The following is a 22,365-nucleotide window of genomic DNA, read 5'->3' on the forward strand; positions in this document are numbered from 1 at the left end:
AGAGAGAATGCTAAAAGAGGTAAGGTGTGCGATATATACAAGAAAATCAAATGAAGATGGTCTAGAGCAAAAGTTTAATAGCCTTGATGCGCAGCGAGTAGCATGTGAAAAGTACATAAAGAGCAAAGAAGGCTGGGTAGCATTGGCCAAAAGGTACGATGATGGAGGTTTCTCAGGAAAGAATTTAGAAAGACCAGCAATAAAGGAATTGTTTAAAGATGTAAAAAAAGGAGAGGTAGATTGTGTAGTAGTGTACACACTAGACAGACTATCAAGAGAAACAAAAGACAGCATTGAAGTAACATCATTTTTTAGAAGGCACCGAGTAAATTTTGTAGCAGTAACGCAGATATTTGACAATAATACGCCAATGGGAAAGTTTGTACAAACAGTGTTATCAGGAGCAGCACAACTAGAAAGAGAGATGATTGTAGAGAGAGTAAAAAATAAAATAGCAACATCAAAAGAGCAAGGATTATGGATGGGAGGAACTTTGCCATTTGGGTATGATGTAAAAGATAAAGAGTTAATAATAAATGAGAAAGAAGCAAAAACAGTAAAGCATATATTTGAAAGATATTTGGAGCTGAAGTCAATGGCAGAGTTGGCAAGAGAGTTAAACAGAGAAGGATACCGAACAAAATCAGATATCTTTAAAAAGGCAACGGTGAGGAGAATAATAACAAATCCAATATATGTGGGAAAGATAAGACATTATGAGAAAGAGTATGAAGGAAAGCATGAAGCAATAATAGAGGAAGAAAAATGGCAAAAAGCACAAGAATTAATAAGGAATCAGCCATATAGAAAAGCAAAATATGAGGAAGCGCTGCTTAGAGGAATAATTAAGTGCAAGAACTGCGGTGTAAATATGACGCTGACATACTCAAAAAAGGAGAATAAAAGGTACCGATATTATGTGTGCAATAACCATTTAAGGGGGAAGGATTGTGGATCAGTGAACCGAACAATAGTAGCAGGAGAAGTAGAAAAAGAAGTAATGAAGAGAGCGGAGCAGCTATATGAAAATTGGAAAGAAAAGACCGAAGAAAAATGGAAAAATTTAAGTTTTAGAAGACAGAAAGAAGTAGTGAAAAAGTTAATAAAGGGAGTGATGGTAAAAGAAGATGAAATAGAAGTGTGTTTAGAGGATAAGGTGGAATTTATACCAATGTGGTTAAAAAAGAAAGGAAAGAAATGCACAGTAATAGAACCAGAAGGCAAAACAAACAATGCGCTACTGAAAGGAGTGGTAAGAGCCCACCTATGGAAACGGCAACTAGAAGAAGGGAAATATGCAAGTGTAGGAGAACTGAGTGCCAAAATTAATATAGGTACAAGACGTATACAGCAAATTTTAAGGTTAAATTATTTAGCACCAAAGATTAAGGAAGACATAGTGAATGGGAGACAGCCAAGAGATTTGAAGTTGGTTGACTTGAGAGAAATACCAATGCTATGGAGTGAGCAGATGGATAAGTTTTACAAATTGGTGCCTTAATTAAGCAATTAATAAGTTATTAATGTAATTAATTTATAAAATTAAATGTTGTAGAGAAAGAAATATGATGCCAAAGTTCAAAAAGACCAAGAACGAAAAAAATATAACCTATAAGCTGGCAGGTGATCAGGATAATTTTACAAATGAAGATAAAAAAAAGCTTTTCAAGCTATTAAAGAAGATAGAAAACGGTGAAAATATTAGTGAAAAATTTAATAAATCTAATTACAACACACAGAAACTTCTTACAAAAAAAATAATTTACAAGGATGAGGAAAAGGAAGGGACTCTGACGCTACTGTGCCAATCTATGTTCTATAAAAATAATCAAGCTTTTGAGGAGCTTTTACAAGAAGCAATAAATCAAGGAATTTTACAGGATGTTCTTAGTGAGGAATTGACCCAAAAATTGCCAAATGGTCTAACAATAACTTACACGGCACTGGTATCCTGCATGGAAAATAGTAAAGCTATTAGAACAGTTCTAGAAGCTTCTAAAAAGAATGGTATTTTAGAAGAAATTCTCAACCAGAAAGTGAAAGTGGAGAAAGCAGAAAACCAAGAAATAAGCTATACACTACTTGACTATGCTAATAAACACAATTGCAAAGAAAGTGCAAAGATCCTCAAGGAATTTGAAGAAATTCTAAATATAGAAGTTAAAAATGATATGCCTGTAAGTGATAATGCTGAAACTAGATGTGAAGATGTCAATAAAGACTATGAAATACATGAATCTAGGATTGTAAGCAGTGAAGAAGCTCGAAATATTTTAATAGAAAGTGAAAATCCTCTCATGTGTGAAAGCAACAAAGAAGCTGAGAACTCTTTCGATGAGCAAGAGCTAAACGCTTCTGACAACCTATTTCCCAAACTATGTTGTGACATCGATGCTGCAGGCAAAGAGAAAGAACCATTAACGATTGCAAAACAGCAAAAAGAGGCAATTACAATTGATTTAGAATCAAAAGAGAAACTTATGCGTGACTTAGTATATGAGGAAGAATGTAAAGATAATCTGAATACATCGACTATAGAGCATAAAAGTGCTGTTGACTTTGTACCTTTAATAGGAGATTATGAAGATGACAATCAATTAATATACGAAAAAAGTACCACTGCTTCAACAGAAACTGTTGCACAAGGTCTAAATGCCTCTGATAGCCTTTCTTCTTCCAAACCATATTTTTATAGTGAATTTGGCAAAGGAAATACTGCAGATGAAAAAGAAAAACTGCTAATACAACAAAGACAGGCAATCGTGGTCGGTAGTGCTGGTGTAGTGTTACTGGTAAGCAGCATTGCATTGTATATCATGAAAATGCCTGTAGTAGTAGCAGTTGTGGGAATAGCTGGATTGGCGTGTATAGGTTTCGCGCTGTATAATGCCATAAAGCCCGGCACAAAGCTAGAAAAAGTGGAAGATATAGAACAACCAATTGTTAAGTTTTCTTTAAACCAGATATAAATTCAAAAGAGTGGTAGAATATTCATGATCACCAAGCAAAAACTTTAAAAAACGAAATAAGATAATCTATTTAGAAGAATCTCTGAATTATTATGGAATCACTGAATATTTAAGTAACATCTCTCGCTATTTTTTCTTGAACATTGCTATTTTCAAGGGAACTTGAAGGCCTGCTATGGCAATATACAATTGCAGCGGCAACCAGACAACAAGCTCCAACTGCTATTCCCACTGCTAACATTTCTAAATAAACTGCAATAGCTATTCCTGTAGCAACTCCGGTTATTGCTAACATAGAAGCAGCTATCACAGGCAACTTACTTTTTGCATCTTGTGGAGCAGGGTTGTTTTTGTTTGGATAACTAGGTTGTTTGCTGTTGCCTTGAGCATTTTTTGACACAGGTTCAGTAGGCTGAACAAGAGCTTGTTTTTTCTCATCACCCTCAACACCTGTATTGCTAGGCTTGCTGTCAACAACTAAAGTTTTTGGTTGCGTGTTTTGCATAGCAGCATCATCTTGGTGCTCTTCAGGCATGACTTTATCATGTTCACCATCATTTTGGCTGCCTTGTGTAATTACTACAGACTCTTTTCCATCACTTCTAGATGTCGAAACATCCTCACTTACAGAACTTGATACTGTAGGTACTGTTAAATTTTGCTGATCATCTTGCTCGTCATTTAGGTTATCAGGCTCGGATTTAGATTCTTCAGTGGCCATTGAAGGCATTTTTGACGCTATTGCAGTAGCTACAGACCCTATTGTTTCAATTACAGATATTCCTACTTCATTAATTTCTTCAAATGGATAATTAATACTAGAACCTGAAGAATCCCCAGCAGACTTATCACTTTCAAGCTTAGAATAACCATCATCCTCAGAATTCGGTGAATCTGATTCACTTTCTTTAAGCTCTACCACAGGGACTTCTTGGCTACCTGCAGCAGCACCAATACTTTTACTTTCTACTGTAAGAAATTCTCTGATTTCTTTAATCTTATTTTTAGACTCTTGATCTTTCTTCCCAACTTGTGTCTCATCAGCTTTCTCCAAAGCCCAATTAATGATTCGTTCTGCATTATTGCCCTCTTGCTTTATCCGTTCTACTAAACATTTTACTGCTTGAGAATCAAGACTGAAGATAGCATCAGACAACTCTTTTCTTGTATTTTGGTCACTACTATGCATTCTATCCTCCTTAAAATTATCACTTATAAGCCCCATTATTGAAACCACCATGCCATCTAGTATATCACTTTCTCCCTTTTGTGCAAGAACATCTTTTGTTATAACTGGAATTTCTAATTCATCTGCAACGTTATTACTTCTTTTTCGTATTATAAAAGTTCCAGGAGTTTGGTACATTTCATCCCACAAATCTTGACGTTCATGACAGGAACATTCTTGCACATCAATGGAAAATTGTAGAATATTTCTAATTTGCATTAAACTGAATATTAGATTAATATTCTTTTGACGTTTATTGTTTTTTGGATCTTTAGTGTATTCATCATATGCTATGTAAGCAGTCTGAGCTAATCCATTTACAATACCTGGCAAATAGCTGTAATTATATTCACGTAAAGCTTCAGATTGTAATAATTTTTTTTCCTTTTCCAGGTCTTCTATGCGCTTTTCTATGCTAGATTTAAAAATCCCACACTCCTCTTGAAAAATTACGTTAATTGCACCCTCTTCTGTGTATAAGTAACATGCTTTCTTGATTAAGGAGTAATCTTCTTGGCCTGTTGAGTAGTGTGTTGCACTTCTCAGTATATTCCGTATGGCTTGCCTGACTACTTGCTTATGTGATACGTTTTGATAGATTTTTTTAGTGTAAGAAAGTACATTGACTATAACGTTTATGTTTTCAATATTAGACAATGCAACTAGAACCGATTCATATGTTTCATCAAATTCGTTATTTTTAAGTTTATGATCAAGATAATTAATAACATCATTGACGCTTTCAGCACATTCTTTGCATATGTACTCAATAAATGTAACATTGCCAGCATCCAATGCGGTTTTCAGAATTAAATCATAAATTTCTTTTCTGCCACGAGTTCCTATGTTTTTCAGGATCTGTTGCCTTAGTATTGTAATAACTTTATCATCTGTAAATGCTTGTTTATATACATTATAAATGGCACGATCTGCACTATTAGTGTATCGTTTACACAAGTATTCAACGACAGATATGTGTTCTTGGCTTATCGCAGTTTCTAACAAAGTAACAAAACTGTTTTTTAACAGATCTTTTTTATCCGGATTATTAATATATCCTTCAAACGCACCTAGCACTATCACGATAAATTCTTCATTTTCGATCAGAGATGCTGTTTCAAGCACACCATACAAAGGATCAGGATTACTTGTTTTTAATACTTGTTCAAGATCTTTTAAGATGAATTCAACAAAAACTGTGTCTAATAAATTTCGTTCTTTTCTTAATGCTATAGCTGAGAAGAAGCCAATCTTATTAGGTTCAATAAATTGTATGGCTTGATCTTTTAATCCTCTATAAATCCAATCGGTACCATGGAATTTTCCTATAAAAGCTTCAATATATTTTTGACCACCAACAAGTAAAGGTAAAAGACTCAAATTTCCTTCAGCAAAAAGTATGCCCTGATATTGTTCTATCAGCTTATTATTAGCTGCAATTGCCATTAATACCAATTCTTTTACTAAATAATCACACTTGAAATTCTCCTGATCAAAATTATACTGTGATAGTATATTTGAGTATATATGCTGGTGATCGCTTCTACCTCGTAAATCTAAGTTAAGTTGTTGCTCACAAAAACTCTTTAAATTTACATTATCCAGAATAATAGACCTGCCTTCATAATTTTCAATATTTTGTACAACCCTGTCTAATTCTTCACAATCATCTTCCCTTATAGCTTGATTTAAGATATTTATTATTTTAGTTAAAGTTAAATTTTTAGGAATAATGTCATATGAATCTTCATCTTTCGACTCTACAGTAAATGATCTATCACAACCATCAGGAAAGTTTGTAAGTATTGCATTCTCTAGACTCAGATCTTCAGGGAGTGTATCACATAGATTAGCTTGTATCTCTTGATTTTCGCCATCTAAAACTTCAAACTCTTCCTTTTCTTCGATGCCTGAATCTCCAGAATAGCGACGATCTTTGGTTATTTCTTGATTTTCTTCTGTGCCCAAATTAACACAACTTAAATCTAGAGAGTCAGTTTGATTAACCATATCTTATCTCCTACTAATAACCAATTAAGTATAGCGCCAAACAATAATCTTGCCAAGCAAATCATTAATTCCTTGACAAATAGGCTATCATTATCATCCATCTCTCCGCCTTCCACGATACAAGCAATATTTTTTGAATGAGCATTTTTTAGGTAAAATATTGCAATAACTAGTAGCAACAACAATTTAATTATTTACTTGTCCAAAAATCTAAAAAAGTACGTATATTTGTGAGAATAAGTTGCACAAAAACAGGGTTATGAAAATAAGAGCCTGGAATTTTTGCAACAAAGTTAGGCAAGCCAGTTCGTACGCAGATTTAGAGAAAGTGAGCCAATATAGCTAATTTTAGCGTATAATAAAATCACCATATAAAAAAGTTCGCACGAATCAAGCGGTAGACCATGTCATCCCAAAACAAACTCTTCTCTCACTAGCTGGTTTTTAGTGATGGAGATGGTTATATTATTTAATTCATTAGCGATATATAATATTAAATTAATAGTAATTCATTTAACAATAAGTATTAAGATAAACTTATAAAAAACAGAATTAAAAAGTGAACAAAAGACTGTATATTAAGCCTATTAAGAGCCTTTTACTGAAAATCACTTTAGGTTAGAAAATTTTTCTAAAATAGTAATTGACAAAGTTTTAAAGGTAGAGCAACATGCCTAAAATATATTAAATCTTGTTAGGGAGGGTAAGTATGGATTACAAGAATGTACAAAGGGTATTACTAACATCTATCAAAGAAGATGATCCTCATAAAGGATTCAAGGAATTAGAAATTAAGAGATATTGTATTGCATATCAGACGTTATTGCGTGAATGGGACAGGACAATAATAACACCATTTATTAAGGAAATTTTAGAAAGTGGGACCTGTTGGAAAATCGATGACACCTTAGGTCATGTTGAGCTTGATAGGTATGCACTAGGGAAAAAGTTGTTAGACTTGAAAACTGAAGATGGACAAAAATCTCTTCTTGATTCCTTTGATCGTTACAGAATTGCCTGCTGGTGTTGTTTTGAAGACGAGATAAGAGCTGTTTTTGAGGAATTTAAATTAACATTAGGTAATAAGCCAGTAGAGAGTTTAGTTAAGGGATGTGATAAAGGGGCTTTAATGATCTACTGGTCACATGCCATAAATAATCAGGAACATCAGTTAGAATTAAATAATGAGCATCCATACGTTTACGCTTTTAAATGTGCGATGCTAGAAAAGCATGTTGAAGCCTTAGAGTTTTTTTGGAATAAGTTACAGTCAATTGATTCTGTATCTCAACAGAGGAAAGAAGATTTGTTAATGGAAGTAGCATACAATAAGGGGCGTTTTTCTACTGATGATGTTGGTATGGTTGATTTTTGCCTACGTTACCTTAGTGAGGACAAGTATCATGAGTTATTGAAAAGGGATTTTAAACAAAATAGGTATTACCATACCTTAAATACATTAAAAGGAAATTATTTTTTTGAAAGCGCTAAAAAGCTGTTTGAGCATTTAAATGCAGAATATTTATCTCCTGATACGTACTCTACGTTAATGTTTGCAGCGTTAGACTCAATTGTTTCTGCACCAAATGATAATTTTGTTAAATCTGGCAGTGATATGCTTGCCTCTATGTGGAATAGTCCTGGCTTTGAAGCTCATAGACAACACTATTTACATAAGCTAAGCATAAGATTGTCATCCAGAGATTTAATTGTCCATCTTATTAAGGAGAACAAAGCTGTCAAAGTATTATCAGAAATTGTCAATTCTCTTATTCCGGAGCAAATGCAATCTATTAGGAAACTCAATAAGTCAGAATATGAGGTATTTACTGAAGTTAGAAACAAGCAATTAGATGGTGGTGCAGGTGATTCAACAGTACCAAGTTCATTATTAGATGTAGAAGTTGTACAGCAGGAGGTTACTGACGTTAGAAGTAAAGTGTAGTGTTTCTATTTTAGAAAACAAAGTCATTCAGTTACTTAGACTTAAACGAAAGCGTGCAAAGAATTTTAGTGAGAGTAAAATTGTAAAAGGTTAAAATCAGGAGGCAGTTATGGTTATTAGCAATCAACAACAAGAAAAACTGCAAGATTTTAAAGATTTTGAATTAATAAAGTTGCTTTTTCAGAAAGTGGCTTCTGCTGGCTCTGATCCAGTAGATCTACTAGATAAATCTTTTGAAGCAAGATTTCAGTCGCTGGTTGATCAAATACAATCTTATTTGCATTCCAGTGAAAAGGTTGGTTTTTTTCCTCACCGATTCTTAGGTTGGTTTTCTAGTATATTAGATACTAAGCTCAATGATAAGCTAGGTATAAAGAAATTACACTTTCGTTTTGAGGGAGCAAGAACTTTAAAGGTTGTAGCAGAAACAGAATCTAAAGCACATGTTTTTATTTTCACTGAAGATATAGAAGCTCAATATTCCAATCCTCAACGTCAACAAATGCGCACCAGGAATTTTGAATTTACTAAGGGTGAGTGGAAGGATGTGATGGGTAGAGATTATACTCGATCAGATGCCCGCAAGTTTCAAATTGATGTAGTAAAAATTTTGAAAGATAAATATGAGTTAGTAAAAGGCAGACCGAAATCAAAAACTAATCCTACACCAAAAAAATTATATTTATATCTTAGGAGTGATGGTATATTAGAGTATGTAGCTAAGGACATACGTGGAAATACTCAAATAATACAAATTAGTCGTAATGAATTAAAAGGTAATTATGCATTCAAAGCTAGATTTTTTGATGAAATTAAGCAGTTTCTAGGTAAGTCAGGTAAAGATCTTAGTGATGATGTTAGGAAGGAGTTATCAAGAATTACATCAGCAAAGGGATATACTTTAAAGGGTGGTAAAGAAGATGAAAAAATAAATATTGAAATAGAAAGGAACAAGAAAATCAAAGATGAACCTATCGCTCCTCCAGCAGAGTTTCCATTTAAAGAAGTGACAAAAAAGCTAGGTAAATCTGTCTATCTAGAGGATTATATGGAAAAGCTTGCTAGTCCAGATGGAAAGCAAGTTCAGGATAATCTCAAAGAAATTCTAACTTATATTAAAGAAGTTCATACTAATTTAAATTTACAAGGCAATGTTTACGGTAATAAGGCTCGTGAAGCTGGTCAACATGGTTTTGTAGCAGGAATATTTGATAACTTTCGATATCGTGATAATACCAAGATCTACCTGGAGCAATTTGCTGGTGGAGGTTATGCTGATATTGTTTTGCTTGTTCGTGGGCCTAATCGTGCTATTGATTCAGTTCCAATTCTTATTGAACTCAAGGCTGGAACTGAAGGACAGGTTAATCCAAGTGATGCGCTGAGACAAGCTGAAGATTATATAGAAGGTTTTAGACCAAATAAGATGAGAATTTTAACCAATGCAGATGATGCCATCGCTGTTGGGTTGAATTTGGATTCCACAGAACCATTTAAAACTAACGTAGAACCTATTAAACAACCTTCTTCTTTGATGGAGGATTTTATAAAGTTAGCTCGTAGGTGGAATAATCAACAACTTTCTGAAAAAGATTTCAAGCAAGAAATAGCAGATTTGTTATCAAGCGAATATCATACTTTTCCAGCAAATAAGGAAACAAAAGATCATTACTATTTCAGTCGAGACATATTAGGTCAATCAATTTTAATCAACAAGATTGGTCAAGATCAAAGTAACATTAAAAAATATATATACTCATATGATGAGTACCCGCTGAACTGGCCTCAGGGAACAGAATACACTTTATCTAAAAGCCCAGTTATGACATTAATACTTGTTCAAGGTAATGAAGGGCAAGAAAAAACAGCATTCATTTTTCATATACGAGAGTCCAATACAAAGGAATTCTATGCTGATAAAAAAATTCCAGTACTGAACATACCTGAAATAGGAAAAGTAGGAAATGCCGTAGAAATTAAAATGAGTCTAAAAAAATATGAAACAGGATTATCTTTTGAAGACCTTTTTAAAATAGAACAGATAAGTAAATATAAACCAAGTGGTGCCGATCAACAATTTACAGGTAGTTTTCTTAAGATACCTAATTCTGATGAATTAAAGGTAAAATTTGATCAGGCAATCACTTCTCAGCATGCTACTTCTTCTGATGGTAAAGATTTATTACCAGATTATAAAAGGCTACTTACTGAGATAGCAGATGCAATTTATCCTATTAAAGATTTGATTACTAATGAAGCAAGATTACAAGCTGTGCTTAATGGCTTGCTTAGTGGTTATAGTGATTTGAAGCTAAAAGAGACTTCTGCGAAAATTGTAATCATACCTGAATTTCAAGTAGGAGCAGGTGGTCGTGTTGATATGGTAATTCAAGGTATTGGTCCTTCGCCTCAGGGTACTAAAGAATATACTCCTATAGCGCTGGAATTTAAGCTTATAGATAAAAACTTAAATCAAGATCAGCTAAAACAGGAAGTTGATAAATTAACAAAAGAACAAAATGTTAGATATGCTAAAGGGGCAGCACTGAAAACAATAACAGATAGTGACAAAATGTTTTTCATGGGCGTAGTTGTTAATGTGAAAGCTAAAGATAAAAATTCTTTAATATTAACGAGTGATGAGTTTGTTCCTGCTATAGTAGTTCATAGTTCTATTGACATAGCTAAGAGAAAACATTTAGAAGGAATACAAGAGATAACTCAGAGACTTAAAAATATTGGTATACAAGAAGAGAATTTACGTACATTAGAATCTGCAACAGCAGAAAAAGATTATCATTATTGGCTGCAACAACATGATATAGCTGATATTGCAAGAATAGAATACGGTTATGGAGCTGATACATTATTTGAAATAGTGGGATCACCAGAACACATAGTTAATCAATTACAACAGTTTCAAGATAGCGTAACAACAAGAGGTGAAAGAAGGCCATTAACTTTAATTGTTAATTTAGATAATAATCACTGGGTTACGTTGGTCGTTGCTTATCAAAATGGGCAGTATAATGGATACTATGTAGACTCGTTGGGTAATAGTGTTCCAGATAATATTCGTCAAGTTTTACAACAGGCTCAAATTACCGTTAATGGTGTTTCTGTTACTCAACAAAGAGATGGTTATAATTGTGGCTTATGGGCGTTAGAAAACGCTAGAGGTATTAATGCTGTGTTGCAAGGAAGTAGAAGTAATATTCCTGATGAAATACGTAACCGTTTGCAAGTTCAAGGAAGAGATGAAGCTTATTTTATACGCACGAGAGAAGATGTTTCAGACAGATTAAGTATAGATCCACAACGTATAGCTAATCTAGAGACTGTACTTGCTGAAACACAAGCACCTAGAAAGAAATTTGACCTGAATAATTGTGTAAAACAAGGTAGTAGAAAAAGAAGAAGTATTAATCCTTGTTTATTTTCATTGGATGATGTAAAAAAGTTTATTAAGGGAAGGGTAGATGAAAATAATATAGATAAGATTATAATTGATAGTGAAAAGTTCCTAACTTATGTCAAAAGTAGTCAAGGTGAAAAGAAAAATGCTCAGCTAGTAGAGTTTGTTGGAGACAAAAATATCGAAGGTAATCATAAGTACTTATTTGATAAGGTAGTTGAAGATCAAGGGTACGGACGTTATATTGAAAATGAACGTATTAAGAATTTGCACGGTGACATTTCACAGCAAAATAGTGGTTTAATAAAAAGCCCGAAATTAAAAAGCAGATTAATGAATGCTGCAGGTGGGATACAATTAATAAGAGGAATCCATGGTGCCATTGTGTCTTGTAAGGATGGAACAGCAACAGATTGTGGATTAAATTTAGGTGGGATAGGATGGTCTTTTGCGTCTCAACCAATTGAGAATGTAATGGTTAAAATTACTCCAAAAGTTGTAGCATCAGCTGAAAAGGTTGCAGGAAAAATTGTATCAGGCACTCTGGGTAAACAGACAAAATTTGCTATTCGGATTGCAGGTGTAAAGTTTGGAAGTACAATAGCAAAAGGTACGGCAGGAGCTATAGCTGGTGTTTTTGATATTGTTGATATAGGTATGTCAGCAAGTAATCTTGTTGATTGTAAAAAAAGAGAGGATAGTGATAATCCATGTGGAGAAAAGGAGATAAGAGATAATATAGCATCTATATCCTTTTCTAGTGTATCGTTTGTTTCTGGTGTTGCTCTTACAGCAGCAAGTATGCCGGTGGTTGGTATTGCAGTTGGATTTGGGCTCATGGTAGGTTATGGAATTTATAGTGGTGTCAGCAATATCGTGGAGTACGAGAAAAAGTACGATACAACCCATGATGAAAATTGGAGTATATTTTGGCGCACAATTTTCTTTCAACCCATGGCAGATGATGTACAACATCTTGCAGCAAGGAAAGACGTAGTGAATAGCCTAACTAAAGGAGTTTGGCAAGCTTTGAGAAATAGTCCTAACAGCGTTGTTGCTTATGGTATTGGTTTTGGAGAGGTGAGCGGTAATACCCTTCGTTCAGATTATGCAAAAATTCTGATGGATAAGGAAGACACTAATACCGAAGATCTTTCACGTGTTATACCTGATCGTATACCGGGTGCTAGCAGGATTTGTTTGCCAAAGATTACTGGGCAAGATTATGAAAAAGGTATTACAAATTCAGTTCAACCGCCTTTATACTACTGTGATAATGCAATGGTTATTAGTCACGATGGTAGAGTAGGTGTAAAGCAAAATGGCAAAACAATTGTCTATGATCTACAGAATGTAGATAATGGTGTCATTATTGGAAGCAACGAATGGAACAATAATTTTCTAATTTATCCAGGTGCAACAAGAATAACTGGTGGTAATAATGTAGTAAATAGGTTTATTGTAAATAACATTGGCTTTTCAGGTAAAATTATTGGTGGAGGTAACTCTGTTAATATAATTGATTTAAGTCAATTGAAAAATACAGTTGTAGGGGTGAATGTTAACTATCGTTTTGAACCTAGTGCTTCTGGACAATTAAAAGTAAAAATGAATGATCATTTATTGATTGATGATTATATCAATAATAGTAGTTTTAATTATCACTATGTTGGAAGGAAAAACAAAGTAGATAGGGTGTTATGTATGGGTTATTCCGAACACTTTGCAGAAATTGATGATCGTGAGGTTATCATAGATAGTGGTGGTGGTTCTAGTAATAATGCAAAAGACATAGTTGAAAATTGTAAAAAAGTAATTATTTCACCATATACTACAGTTGAAGGTAGAGAAAGCAATTATACTTTTTACGTAAAAACCGCAGGTTATAAAGGTAGAAGTTTACGCTCAGAAATTAATATAAAGGGGACGGGAACTATAGTTTTTTCGGAATTTGATTTATTAAGTGGTTGTGAACAAATTACTTATTCCACAGACAGTAATACTTTATCTTTAAAAATAAATTTTGGTCAAAACAATCAATTTACTCTTGATGTAAAAAATTATGTTGAGCAAAGCAGTAATAAACCTCGCTTTGCACTAATAGATAAAAATGGTAGTAATATTGTTCCTAAGATTGAAAGATCAGACTCATCAACTATAAAATTTACTTCATTTGAATTACATTCAGAACATTCCCTAGATAATTTTGACAATGTTGAAAGTCATTACAAGAAAATTCTAAACAATAACAAGGATTACAAAGTCTTTAGTGTTATCAGAGATAGAGTACAGAATCATGGTAATAGTGCAGTTCCAAATATGGTTTTTGGTTCTCAGGAAGATGATGTAATGAACTTCGATCAAGGTACTATATTTGCGAGAGGAGGAAAAGGAAGTGACGTGTATATTATTGCTGATGGTATAGGTAACAAAGAAATTCAGATTGATAATTATTCAGATGATGAAAAAGCGGATACGCTATTTATGCCAGAGGTTGAAAAAGATTTTTTAGTCCAACAATGTAACTTACATTTAAACTATAATAATACTAGCATTCAAGTAAAAAACTATCTTCAAGATCGTAATTATAGACATCTCGTAATTATGAATAAAAAAGGAGAAACATTTATTCCTTATGTACAGTCAATGTCGTGTTCTTCCTCAGAAAAAGGTAAATTAGTTCCTTTTTTACAGGCTACACAAACTCAGAATATGTTTTTGTTACCTAAGGACTTTCAAGGTGATAATGTAGTGATAGATTCTCATCTTGAAGGTATTAAAAAGTATAAAGATAAAGATGATCTCCTATTGATAAGAGAAAGCGAAGTCCCTTTTGTCATTAAAATAGAAGGGTTCTATACTGATCGAAGTAAATGGGAAAATATTTCTTATTCTCTATGGAATAATGATCATTTTTCTCCATCTCCTGGGTTATTAGAGAACGTTGATAATGTAACTGAGTATAAGGATAAACTTAGAAGTGACTATGAAAGAGTTGTAAAAGAATATATTGAAGACTTTAGTAACTCTACTAGTATCATTCAACACAATCAAAAATTAGAAAAAAATATTTCTACTTCTGTAGGACAAGATGAGGAACGCATAGGAGTAGTGGTACTAAAGAATATTACTCCGGATCAGGTTGAGGTTTCCAGTAATGGTACAGATTTAGTGTTTCGCGATAAGAGGTCTAATCGTACGATCAACGTAAAAAATTGGGATAATTCTGAGTCTTATAGAATTGCTACATTGGAATTTGATTTAGGTTTAGAACTGATAAAGATCCTGAGATTAAATAGGTTTAGTTTATCTGAGGTAAAAGAAATACAAAGTTTAATTGATAAAGCTTCAGAGAATTACCAGAGTAGAAATGAGTATACATCTAAAGTAGAAACTGACTTTAAATGTTTGGTATCAACTGCTGGTTTTGCAAATAAAAATTCAACATATCAATGTTTAGGCTTTTCTTCACTCCAAGATCAAGTTAACTTTGTAGAGGGTTTTTGTAGCTTAGAACAGTTATCTGAGTTTAGAGGTAATTTAAATAGTACGCAGATCTCAGCATTGTCAAGGACTTTACAAAATAATCTTTTATTAAGTGGCTATGATCGAGATGTAATAAACCAGTGCTCTGAATTAATGATGAATGAGGAGAATAATCAGCAAAGTAAAGTCTCTTCTATGGTTAAAAGTATAATAAAGATGGATCTAGAGAATAGCATGTTAAATAATTCTCCTTTGACCAGTAGCCTTACAAATGGGATTTGTAATCTTGACAAAAAGTTGTGTGGTGAAGCAATGAAAGAAGCTGTAAATGATGTGTATGAAAAAGTAGATACGAAAAAGATGTTAAGGTTTATACATGATTGTAGTAGTATCACACAGAGTGTTCAAGGTTATGTAGCTGTGTTTGATGCAATGCAAAAGAAAAGTGATCTTAATAACAATGCAGTGTTTAAGTTGGCCTATTATGTGAAGGAAATTATGGAGAAAGACAATTGCCGCAGTCTTCGTCCAGAAGAAAGATCTCATCTTGAAGAGCTAAAAAGCAAATTACCAGAATCAGTAAAGAATGTGGTGTTTTCGTCAAAAGTATGTATTAAAAATGTTAAGTTTAATGAATATCTATATGCTGTTGATTTTGAAAGCAATAGAGAACTTAAACTTAGTGCTGATGATACGAACAGAAGACAAGTGTTTACTTGGGGTCCAGGAACAAAGCCAACGGAACATGGTATCCAACAAGGTTTGTGGGAGATTGAGCCTGATGGTTACAATCTTTATATTAAAAATGTTGGATATCATAGCGAATATTTATACGCTGCTCTTGATTCTCTTAATTATGACGAAGCAAGAAGGAGAGTGTTTGCTTGGACTCCAAAAACGAAGGATTCACAATCTGTATGGAAGGTAGAACCTTATGGTGATAATGTTTATATAATGAATATTAAGCAAAATGAATATTTATATGCTACTGATTTTAAGCGTAGTGATGCTGATGGAAAGAGAAGATATGTGTTTACTTGGATTCCGCAAACGAAGGATTCACAATTTGTATGGAAGGTTGAAGATTGTGGATCTACTCGCAATGGGTGTGATATACAAGAAATAGATAGTAAAGCGAGTCTAGGCTCTGATCCCTTTAAAGCTATAGGGGTTAAGGACAAATTGAATAGTACTCAGATTTTGGAATTATCAAGAGGACTGCAAAACATTTCCTCACTAAGTGAGTATGATCAAAATGCAGTGGATCAGTACCTTAGGTTAAAGTTGGACAGTGGTCAGGAAGTAGTAAGTAAAATATCCTCTGTGGTTGAAAATATTAAAGAGCTTGTTTCTCCCTCAGAGAGTAAGTTAGACTTAGGTAGTTGTGCAAGAAATAGCGAAAAAGGCAATACTGATTCCTGTTCTGCCTTCATGAGAGATATACATAATGAACTTAATATAAATGAGAGAAAAAATATTAGTGTGGATGAAAAAGACGTAATTACTTCAGGCCATGCAAGACTTGATACTGAAAATTTCCCTATTCAAGAAAAAGTAATAAATGATGATACCAATGGAAAGAAAAGTTTGAAGAGAACATTAGATTTTCGTCAGTTAGTGAAGCAAGTAGATAAGGATTTGAGTATAAAACCAGTACCAATGGTTATTAAAGACAAAAATGATTTGTTAATTAAACTTTCTATATCAGCCACTGGTTTTCAGCAAGATGTAATAACAATCAGGCTGAAAGATGCACTTATAAATAAGTGGTATAAAAAATTACAAATTATTTTTGATAATGCACCGGTGAAAATAGATGATAATTTAGATTTAAAGTCTTCATTCTTTATTTCTGATGAGAAAATTATTGTAGTAAGACCTGAAGACATAGAAGAAAATAGTAAATTAATTATATCTAAAAAAGCAGGGCAGTATACCTACCTTCATGATAAATATGACTTGATAGTTACCAATGCCTTTAATGCTGGCATAGAAGCAAATGAGTTGTGTATTATGTATTTTAGAGATTTCTATAAAGAACCTAAAATGAAAACATTATCTATAAGATTTACTGACAAAGAAATATTATTAAGTAACGAAATAGATAAAATATATAATTCAGGTAGTATTGATAAATTAAATAATGTGAGTTCTATTATTAACTCACAAGAGGGTTCTATAACTTTAGAAGTCCCAGACAGTGGAGACATAAATGCTCGAGGTGAACTTGACAGAACATTGTTGCATCTTGCTTCCGAGGCGGGTGAATTTGATAAGGTTAAACTTCTTCTTGATAGAGGTGCTAATATTGAAGTTCAAGATAAATTTAGGTACACACCAATATTTCTTGCTACTCAATCAGGTAAATGGAGCGTGGTAGAACTTCTTCTTGATAGAGGAGCTAATATTGATGCTCAAGATGAGAAAGGTCAAACACTTTTACACTTTGCTGCGTCAGGGAATAATTTAGATATGGTTCAATTTCTTCTTAATAGAGGTGCTAATATTGAAGTTCAAGACAAGTTTGCTTGGACACCAATACTTTCTGCTGCTCAGTCAGGTAAATGGGATGTGGTAAAACTTCTTATTAGTAACGGTGCTAAATTTAATAATGAAATAACATATCAGGGAACACCTTTACATTTTGCTGTTCAAGAGGGTAATTTAGATATGGTCAGATTTCTTCTTGATGAAGGTGCTGATATTGAATCTCAAGACAAAGATAATAAAAAGCCTTTGCATCTTGCTGTTGATACGAACAGGTTGAGTGTAGTTAAACTCCTTCTTGATAGAGGCGCTAGTGTAAATGCTAAAGATGAGAATAATAAAACACCTTTAGACTTAGCTACTGAAGAAGATATGATAGAAATTTTGAAGAAAGCACAGTTGGATCAAGGATTGTTAATTAATGCAAGGAATGGTAATCTTGATAAAGTAAAAGATCTTATCGCTCAAGATGCTAATTTAGAGACTAAAGATAATAATGATAATACCCCTCTACATAATGCTTGTAATAATGATCACTTAAAAGTAGTAGAATATCTCATCGAAAAGGGAGCTAGTTTAAAGGCTAAAAATAAAGATGGTAAAACACCTTTAGACTTGGCTATCCAAAAAGGTCACACAGATATAGTACAAATGATAAAACAAATACAGTCAGACTTAAATGAAAAACTGTTATCTGCAGTAAAAAGTAGTGACCTTAATAAAGTTGAGGATCTTATTAGCCAAGGTGCTATCTTAGAGGTGAAAGATAGCAATGGCAACACTCTTTTACATTATGCTTCTCAGAATAATCATTTGGAAGTAGTAGAATATCTTATCAAAAAGGGAGCTAGCTTAAAAGCTAAAAATAAAGATGGTGAAACACCTTTAGAGTTGGCTGTTCAAAAGAATTACATAGGCATAATAGAATTTTTGAAAAAAACACAGTTAGATTTAGATGAAGAATTGTTAGCTACAGTAAAAGGTAACGATCTTAACAAGGTTAAGGCTCTTGTTAGCCAAGGTGCTAGTTTAGAAGCGAAAGATAATAGTGATAATACCCCTTTACATAACGCTTGTAATAATGGCCATGTAAAAGTAGTAGAATATCTGATCAAAGAGGGAGCTAGCTTAAAGGCTAAAAACAGAGATGGTGAAGCACCTTTACACGTAGCTGTTCAACATGATGGTACACTTGAAGTGATTGAGTTTATTTTGAACAGAGATCTTAGTGGTATTAATGATATAACTAATGACGGTAGAACGCCTTTACATTTAGCTATACAAGGAAATAAACCAAATACGGTTGAACTCCTCCTCAGGAAAGGTGCGAGTATTGCAGTTAAAGATAAAAATGGTAAAACACCTTTAGATTTGGCCAAACAAGAAGATTACACAAATACAATAGAAATGATAGAAGAAGTACAATCAGCTTTAGATGAGAAGCTATTGACTGCAGTACAGAATGACAATCTTGATAAAGTTAAGGATCTGACTAATCAGAATGCTAATGTTAATACTAGAGATAAGTACAGTTGGACACCACTACATTGGGCTACATTCAAAGGTTATTTAGAAGTTGCAGAGTTTTTGGTGAAGAAAGGTGCTGATGTTAATGCTGCAAGTGAAAATCTTTATGGTAGCAGGCCTATACATATCGCTGTTGAGAATAATAATGAAAACATTGTAGAGTTTCTTCTTAGCAAAGGAGTGGATGCTAATGATACTGACAAGCAAGGTTATACACCACTGCACTATGCTGCATGGAGAGGTCGTTCAGAGGTTGCTAGTCTTCTTTTTGATAAGGGAGCTAATGTCAATGCTGCAGACACCTCTACTGCTGGTAAAAAACCTATACATGTTGCTGCTGAAAATAATAGTAAAAGTGTTATAGAGTTTCTTCTCAGCAAGGGGGTAAACGTTGATGAAGCTGATAAAAATGGTTGGACACCTTTACACTATGCTGCTAAGTTTGATCAATTAGAGGTTGCAAAATTCTTGATAGAAAAAGGAGCTAATATCAATGCTGCAGATACTTCTACTATTGGTGAAAAACCTATACATGTTGCCGCTGAGAATAATAGTAAAAACATTATAGAGTTTCTTATTAGTAAGGGAGTGAGTGTTAATGATACTGACAAAGATGGCAGGACACCGCTGTACTGGGCTTCTTGGAATGGTCGTCTGGATGTAGTAGAGTATCTTATAGGTAAAGGAGCTGATATCAGTGCTAAAGATAAGGATGGTAGAAACCCGCTAGATGTGGCTAAAGGTCACCAATATGATAATGTTGTAGAGTATTTACAACAAGCAGAATTACGGCTAAATAAACAATTGTTGACTGCAGTACAAGATGGTGATTTTGAAAAAGTTAAAGATCTCGTCAGTCGAGGTACTAGTTTAGACACTAAATATAATGGTGGATGGACTCTTATGCATTATGCTGCTTATGAGGGTAAGTTAGATATAGTAAAATATCTTGTAGATAAATTGGTTATTTTGGAAATAAAATATAATGATGGTGAAACTCTTTCGTGCAACGCTTCTTTAGATAATCACTCAGATATTGTGGATAATTACTTAGATACAATGAAATGTCTTGTAGGCAAAGAAAGTAGTTTAGAAATCAAAGATGATAGTGGTAAAACTCCTCTACACTGTGCTGCTTTCAATGGTAAGCTGGATGTAGTAAAATATTTTGTAGATGAGGAGAAAATTGATGCTAGCATTACGGATAATAGTGGTTGGACACCTCTACATTGGGCTTCTGGGAATGGTCACTTAGATCTGGTAAAGTATCTTATAGGTAAAGGTGCTAATCTTGTTAATATTAAAGACAAAGATGGAAAAACACCTCTAGATATTGCTGATCAAAGAGGTTACACAGATATAGCAAAAATTTTAAAGCAAGCACAATCAGGCTTATATAAAAAATATAATGAGTTGTTGACTGCTGTACTGGAAAATAATCTTAATAAAGTTAAAGATCTTATAGGACAAGGTACTAGCTTAGAGACTAAAGATAGTTATGGTTGGACGTTATTACATTTTGCTTCTATTCATAATTACTCAGATATGGCAGAATACCTTATAAGTAAAGGTGTTGACGTTAATGCTAAAGATAAGTATGGTAAAACTTCTCTACACCTTACTTCATGGTTCAATCGCTTGGATGCAATGAAGTGCCTTATAAACAATGATGCTAACATTAATGCTAAAGATAACAATGGTAAAACACCTCTAGATGATGTTGGTTTTAATTCAGATGCAAGAAGAATTTTAATGCAGGCACACTTAGATAAAGAATTATTAACTACTGTAGAAGGTAGTTATCTTGGGAAAATTAAAGGTCTTATTGCTGAAGATGTTAGTGGAGGCAAAGGTAGTCATGGTACGTATTATTATGCTTGGAATGGTAATCTAGGCATGGTAAAATTTCTTGTTGAGAGAGATGTTGATGTAAACGCTACTGATAAATATGGGTGTACATTACTACATTGGGCTACATTGAAAGGTCATTTAGATGTTGCTAAGTTTCTTGCTAGTAAGGGAGCTAATGTTAATGCTGAGGATATTCTTGGCAGAAAGCCTATACATTTTGCTGTTATAAACGATCACAGGAATATTATAGAGTTTCTTCTCGATAAAGGGATAATAGTTAATAGTGCTGATAAACAAGGTCATACGCCACTGCACTGGGCTTCTTGGAGCGGTCATTTGGATATGGTGAAGTACCTGATAGATAAAGGGGCCAATATTAATGCTAAGTGCAAAGATAGTAAAACACCGCTAGATATTGCTAGAGATAAAGGACATAGCGATGTTGTGAAATATTTAGAGAAAATCAAGGAAGAAAGAAACAAAACTATTCAACGTAGACGTCGTCATCACCACGGAGATTACAATCGTCATCATAATCACTTGTCAAGTAAGCTTATAGATTCAAGTAATCAACCTGGAATAGCAGCAAGTAGTAGCACAAGACCATCTTCGTGGATAAATGATTTGTTTAGTTGGGTGAAAAGTTCTGTAGGTGGGTTTAGAGCTGTTTTACCTGAGGAAACATCAAGTACTACAAGTTCAATTTTACAAGTTGATGCGCCAATAGATGTAAATGGTACGATAATATTACTTGATGTGCTTGTTAGAAAGGTTACGGGTCAAAAATACATTTTTACATCAGATCAGAACGTATCATTACTGGAAGCGCAGGGCTATGCATTGAATATTACAGAGAAATTTGAGAAAGTAGTAGAACAAGCTGCATTAAAAAGTGGCATATCAATGCACCGGTTAAATATTGATTTTGTGGAAATACAGAAAGAAGTTACAGGAAAAATCATGAGTGGTAAATTTAATGAGATTTCAGGGGTTTTAAGCTCATATGTAGAGAAAGCATGTACTGGTAGAGAAGCTGGATATCCTGGTAAATTAAGTTCGAAAAAGTTTGACAAGTTTATGCTAGAATTTAATAGCAGGCTAAATGTTGTACTAGATCAATCAATACAACAGATATTACACAACGTAGATGGTACATTAGAAGTTGATGGTGCAAAAAAACGGCAAATGAGCTTAGAACCTCAAAGTTATTTAAGTAATGCTTCTATTCAAAGCCATTCAAAGGACAAAGTATCAACTTGTCTTTCTGAGATAGGAGTAACCAAGCTTGGAGGTAATCTCAATAGGTAGGTTATAGGTGGAGCTATAATATGCCAAGTAGTGGAAAATTTAAAGTGAGGGTAGCCAAAATAATTAGGGAAACCAGTAGCAAGTTTGATAGTCTTAATACTAAAATGGATGAAGTAGACATTAAATGCTAAGTGGTTAA

6 protein-coding genes are annotated in these 22,365 nt (G+C 33.6%); 4 read left to right on the plus strand and 2 right to left on the minus strand.

Features of this window, described 5'->3' with window-relative positions:
* Positions 1–7 precede the first annotated feature (7 nt).
* On the plus strand, positions 8–1,501 hold the full coding sequence (locus LEM02_RS06330) for a recombinase family protein (protein WP_226080707.1): 1,494 nt from the start codon (positions 8–10) through the stop codon (positions 1,499–1,501).
* A gap of 64 nt (positions 1,502–1,565) precedes the next feature.
* Positions 1,566–2,969: a WD_0033/WD_0034 family tandem repeat-containing protein gene (locus LEM02_RS06335; RefSeq protein WP_226080708.1), complete on the plus strand. Its 1,404-nt coding sequence runs from the start codon at positions 1,566–1,568 to the stop codon at positions 2,967–2,969.
* 109 nt (positions 2,970–3,078) lie between these two features.
* On the opposite strand, the gene LEM02_RS06340 is transcribed toward LEM02_RS06335, so the two are convergent.
* On the minus strand, positions 3,079–6,207 hold the full coding sequence (locus LEM02_RS06340) for a host RNA manipulator TomO (RefSeq protein ID WP_226080713.1): 3,129 nt from the start codon (positions 6,205–6,207) through the stop codon (positions 3,079–3,081).
* The gene (locus LEM02_RS06345; RefSeq protein WP_209473065.1) at positions 6,183–6,392 is read right to left on the minus strand and encodes a hypothetical protein; all 210 of its coding nucleotides are present in this window, start codon (positions 6,390–6,392) and stop codon (positions 6,183–6,185) included. The genes LEM02_RS06340 and LEM02_RS06345 overlap by 25 nt, the downstream gene beginning before the upstream one ends.
* A gap of 524 nt (positions 6,393–6,916) precedes the next feature.
* Here LEM02_RS06345 and LEM02_RS06350 point away from each other — a divergent pair.
* Both LEM02_RS06350 and LEM02_RS06355 read left to right on the plus strand, forming a co-directional pair.
* The gene (locus LEM02_RS06350; protein ID WP_226080714.1) at positions 6,917–8,152 is read left to right on the plus strand and encodes a hypothetical protein; all 1,236 of its coding nucleotides are present in this window, start codon (positions 6,917–6,919) and stop codon (positions 8,150–8,152) included.
* 109 nt (positions 8,153–8,261) lie between these two features.
* Positions 8,262–22,226, plus strand: a complete 13,965-nt coding sequence (locus LEM02_RS06355; RefSeq protein WP_226080720.1) for an ankyrin repeat domain-containing protein — start codon at positions 8,262–8,264, stop codon at positions 22,224–22,226.
* Positions 22,227–22,365: the final 139 nt, after the last annotated feature.

Source organism: Wolbachia endosymbiont of Tribolium confusum (assembly GCF_020405475.1).
GTDB lineage: Bacteria > Pseudomonadota > Alphaproteobacteria > Rickettsiales > Anaplasmataceae > Wolbachia.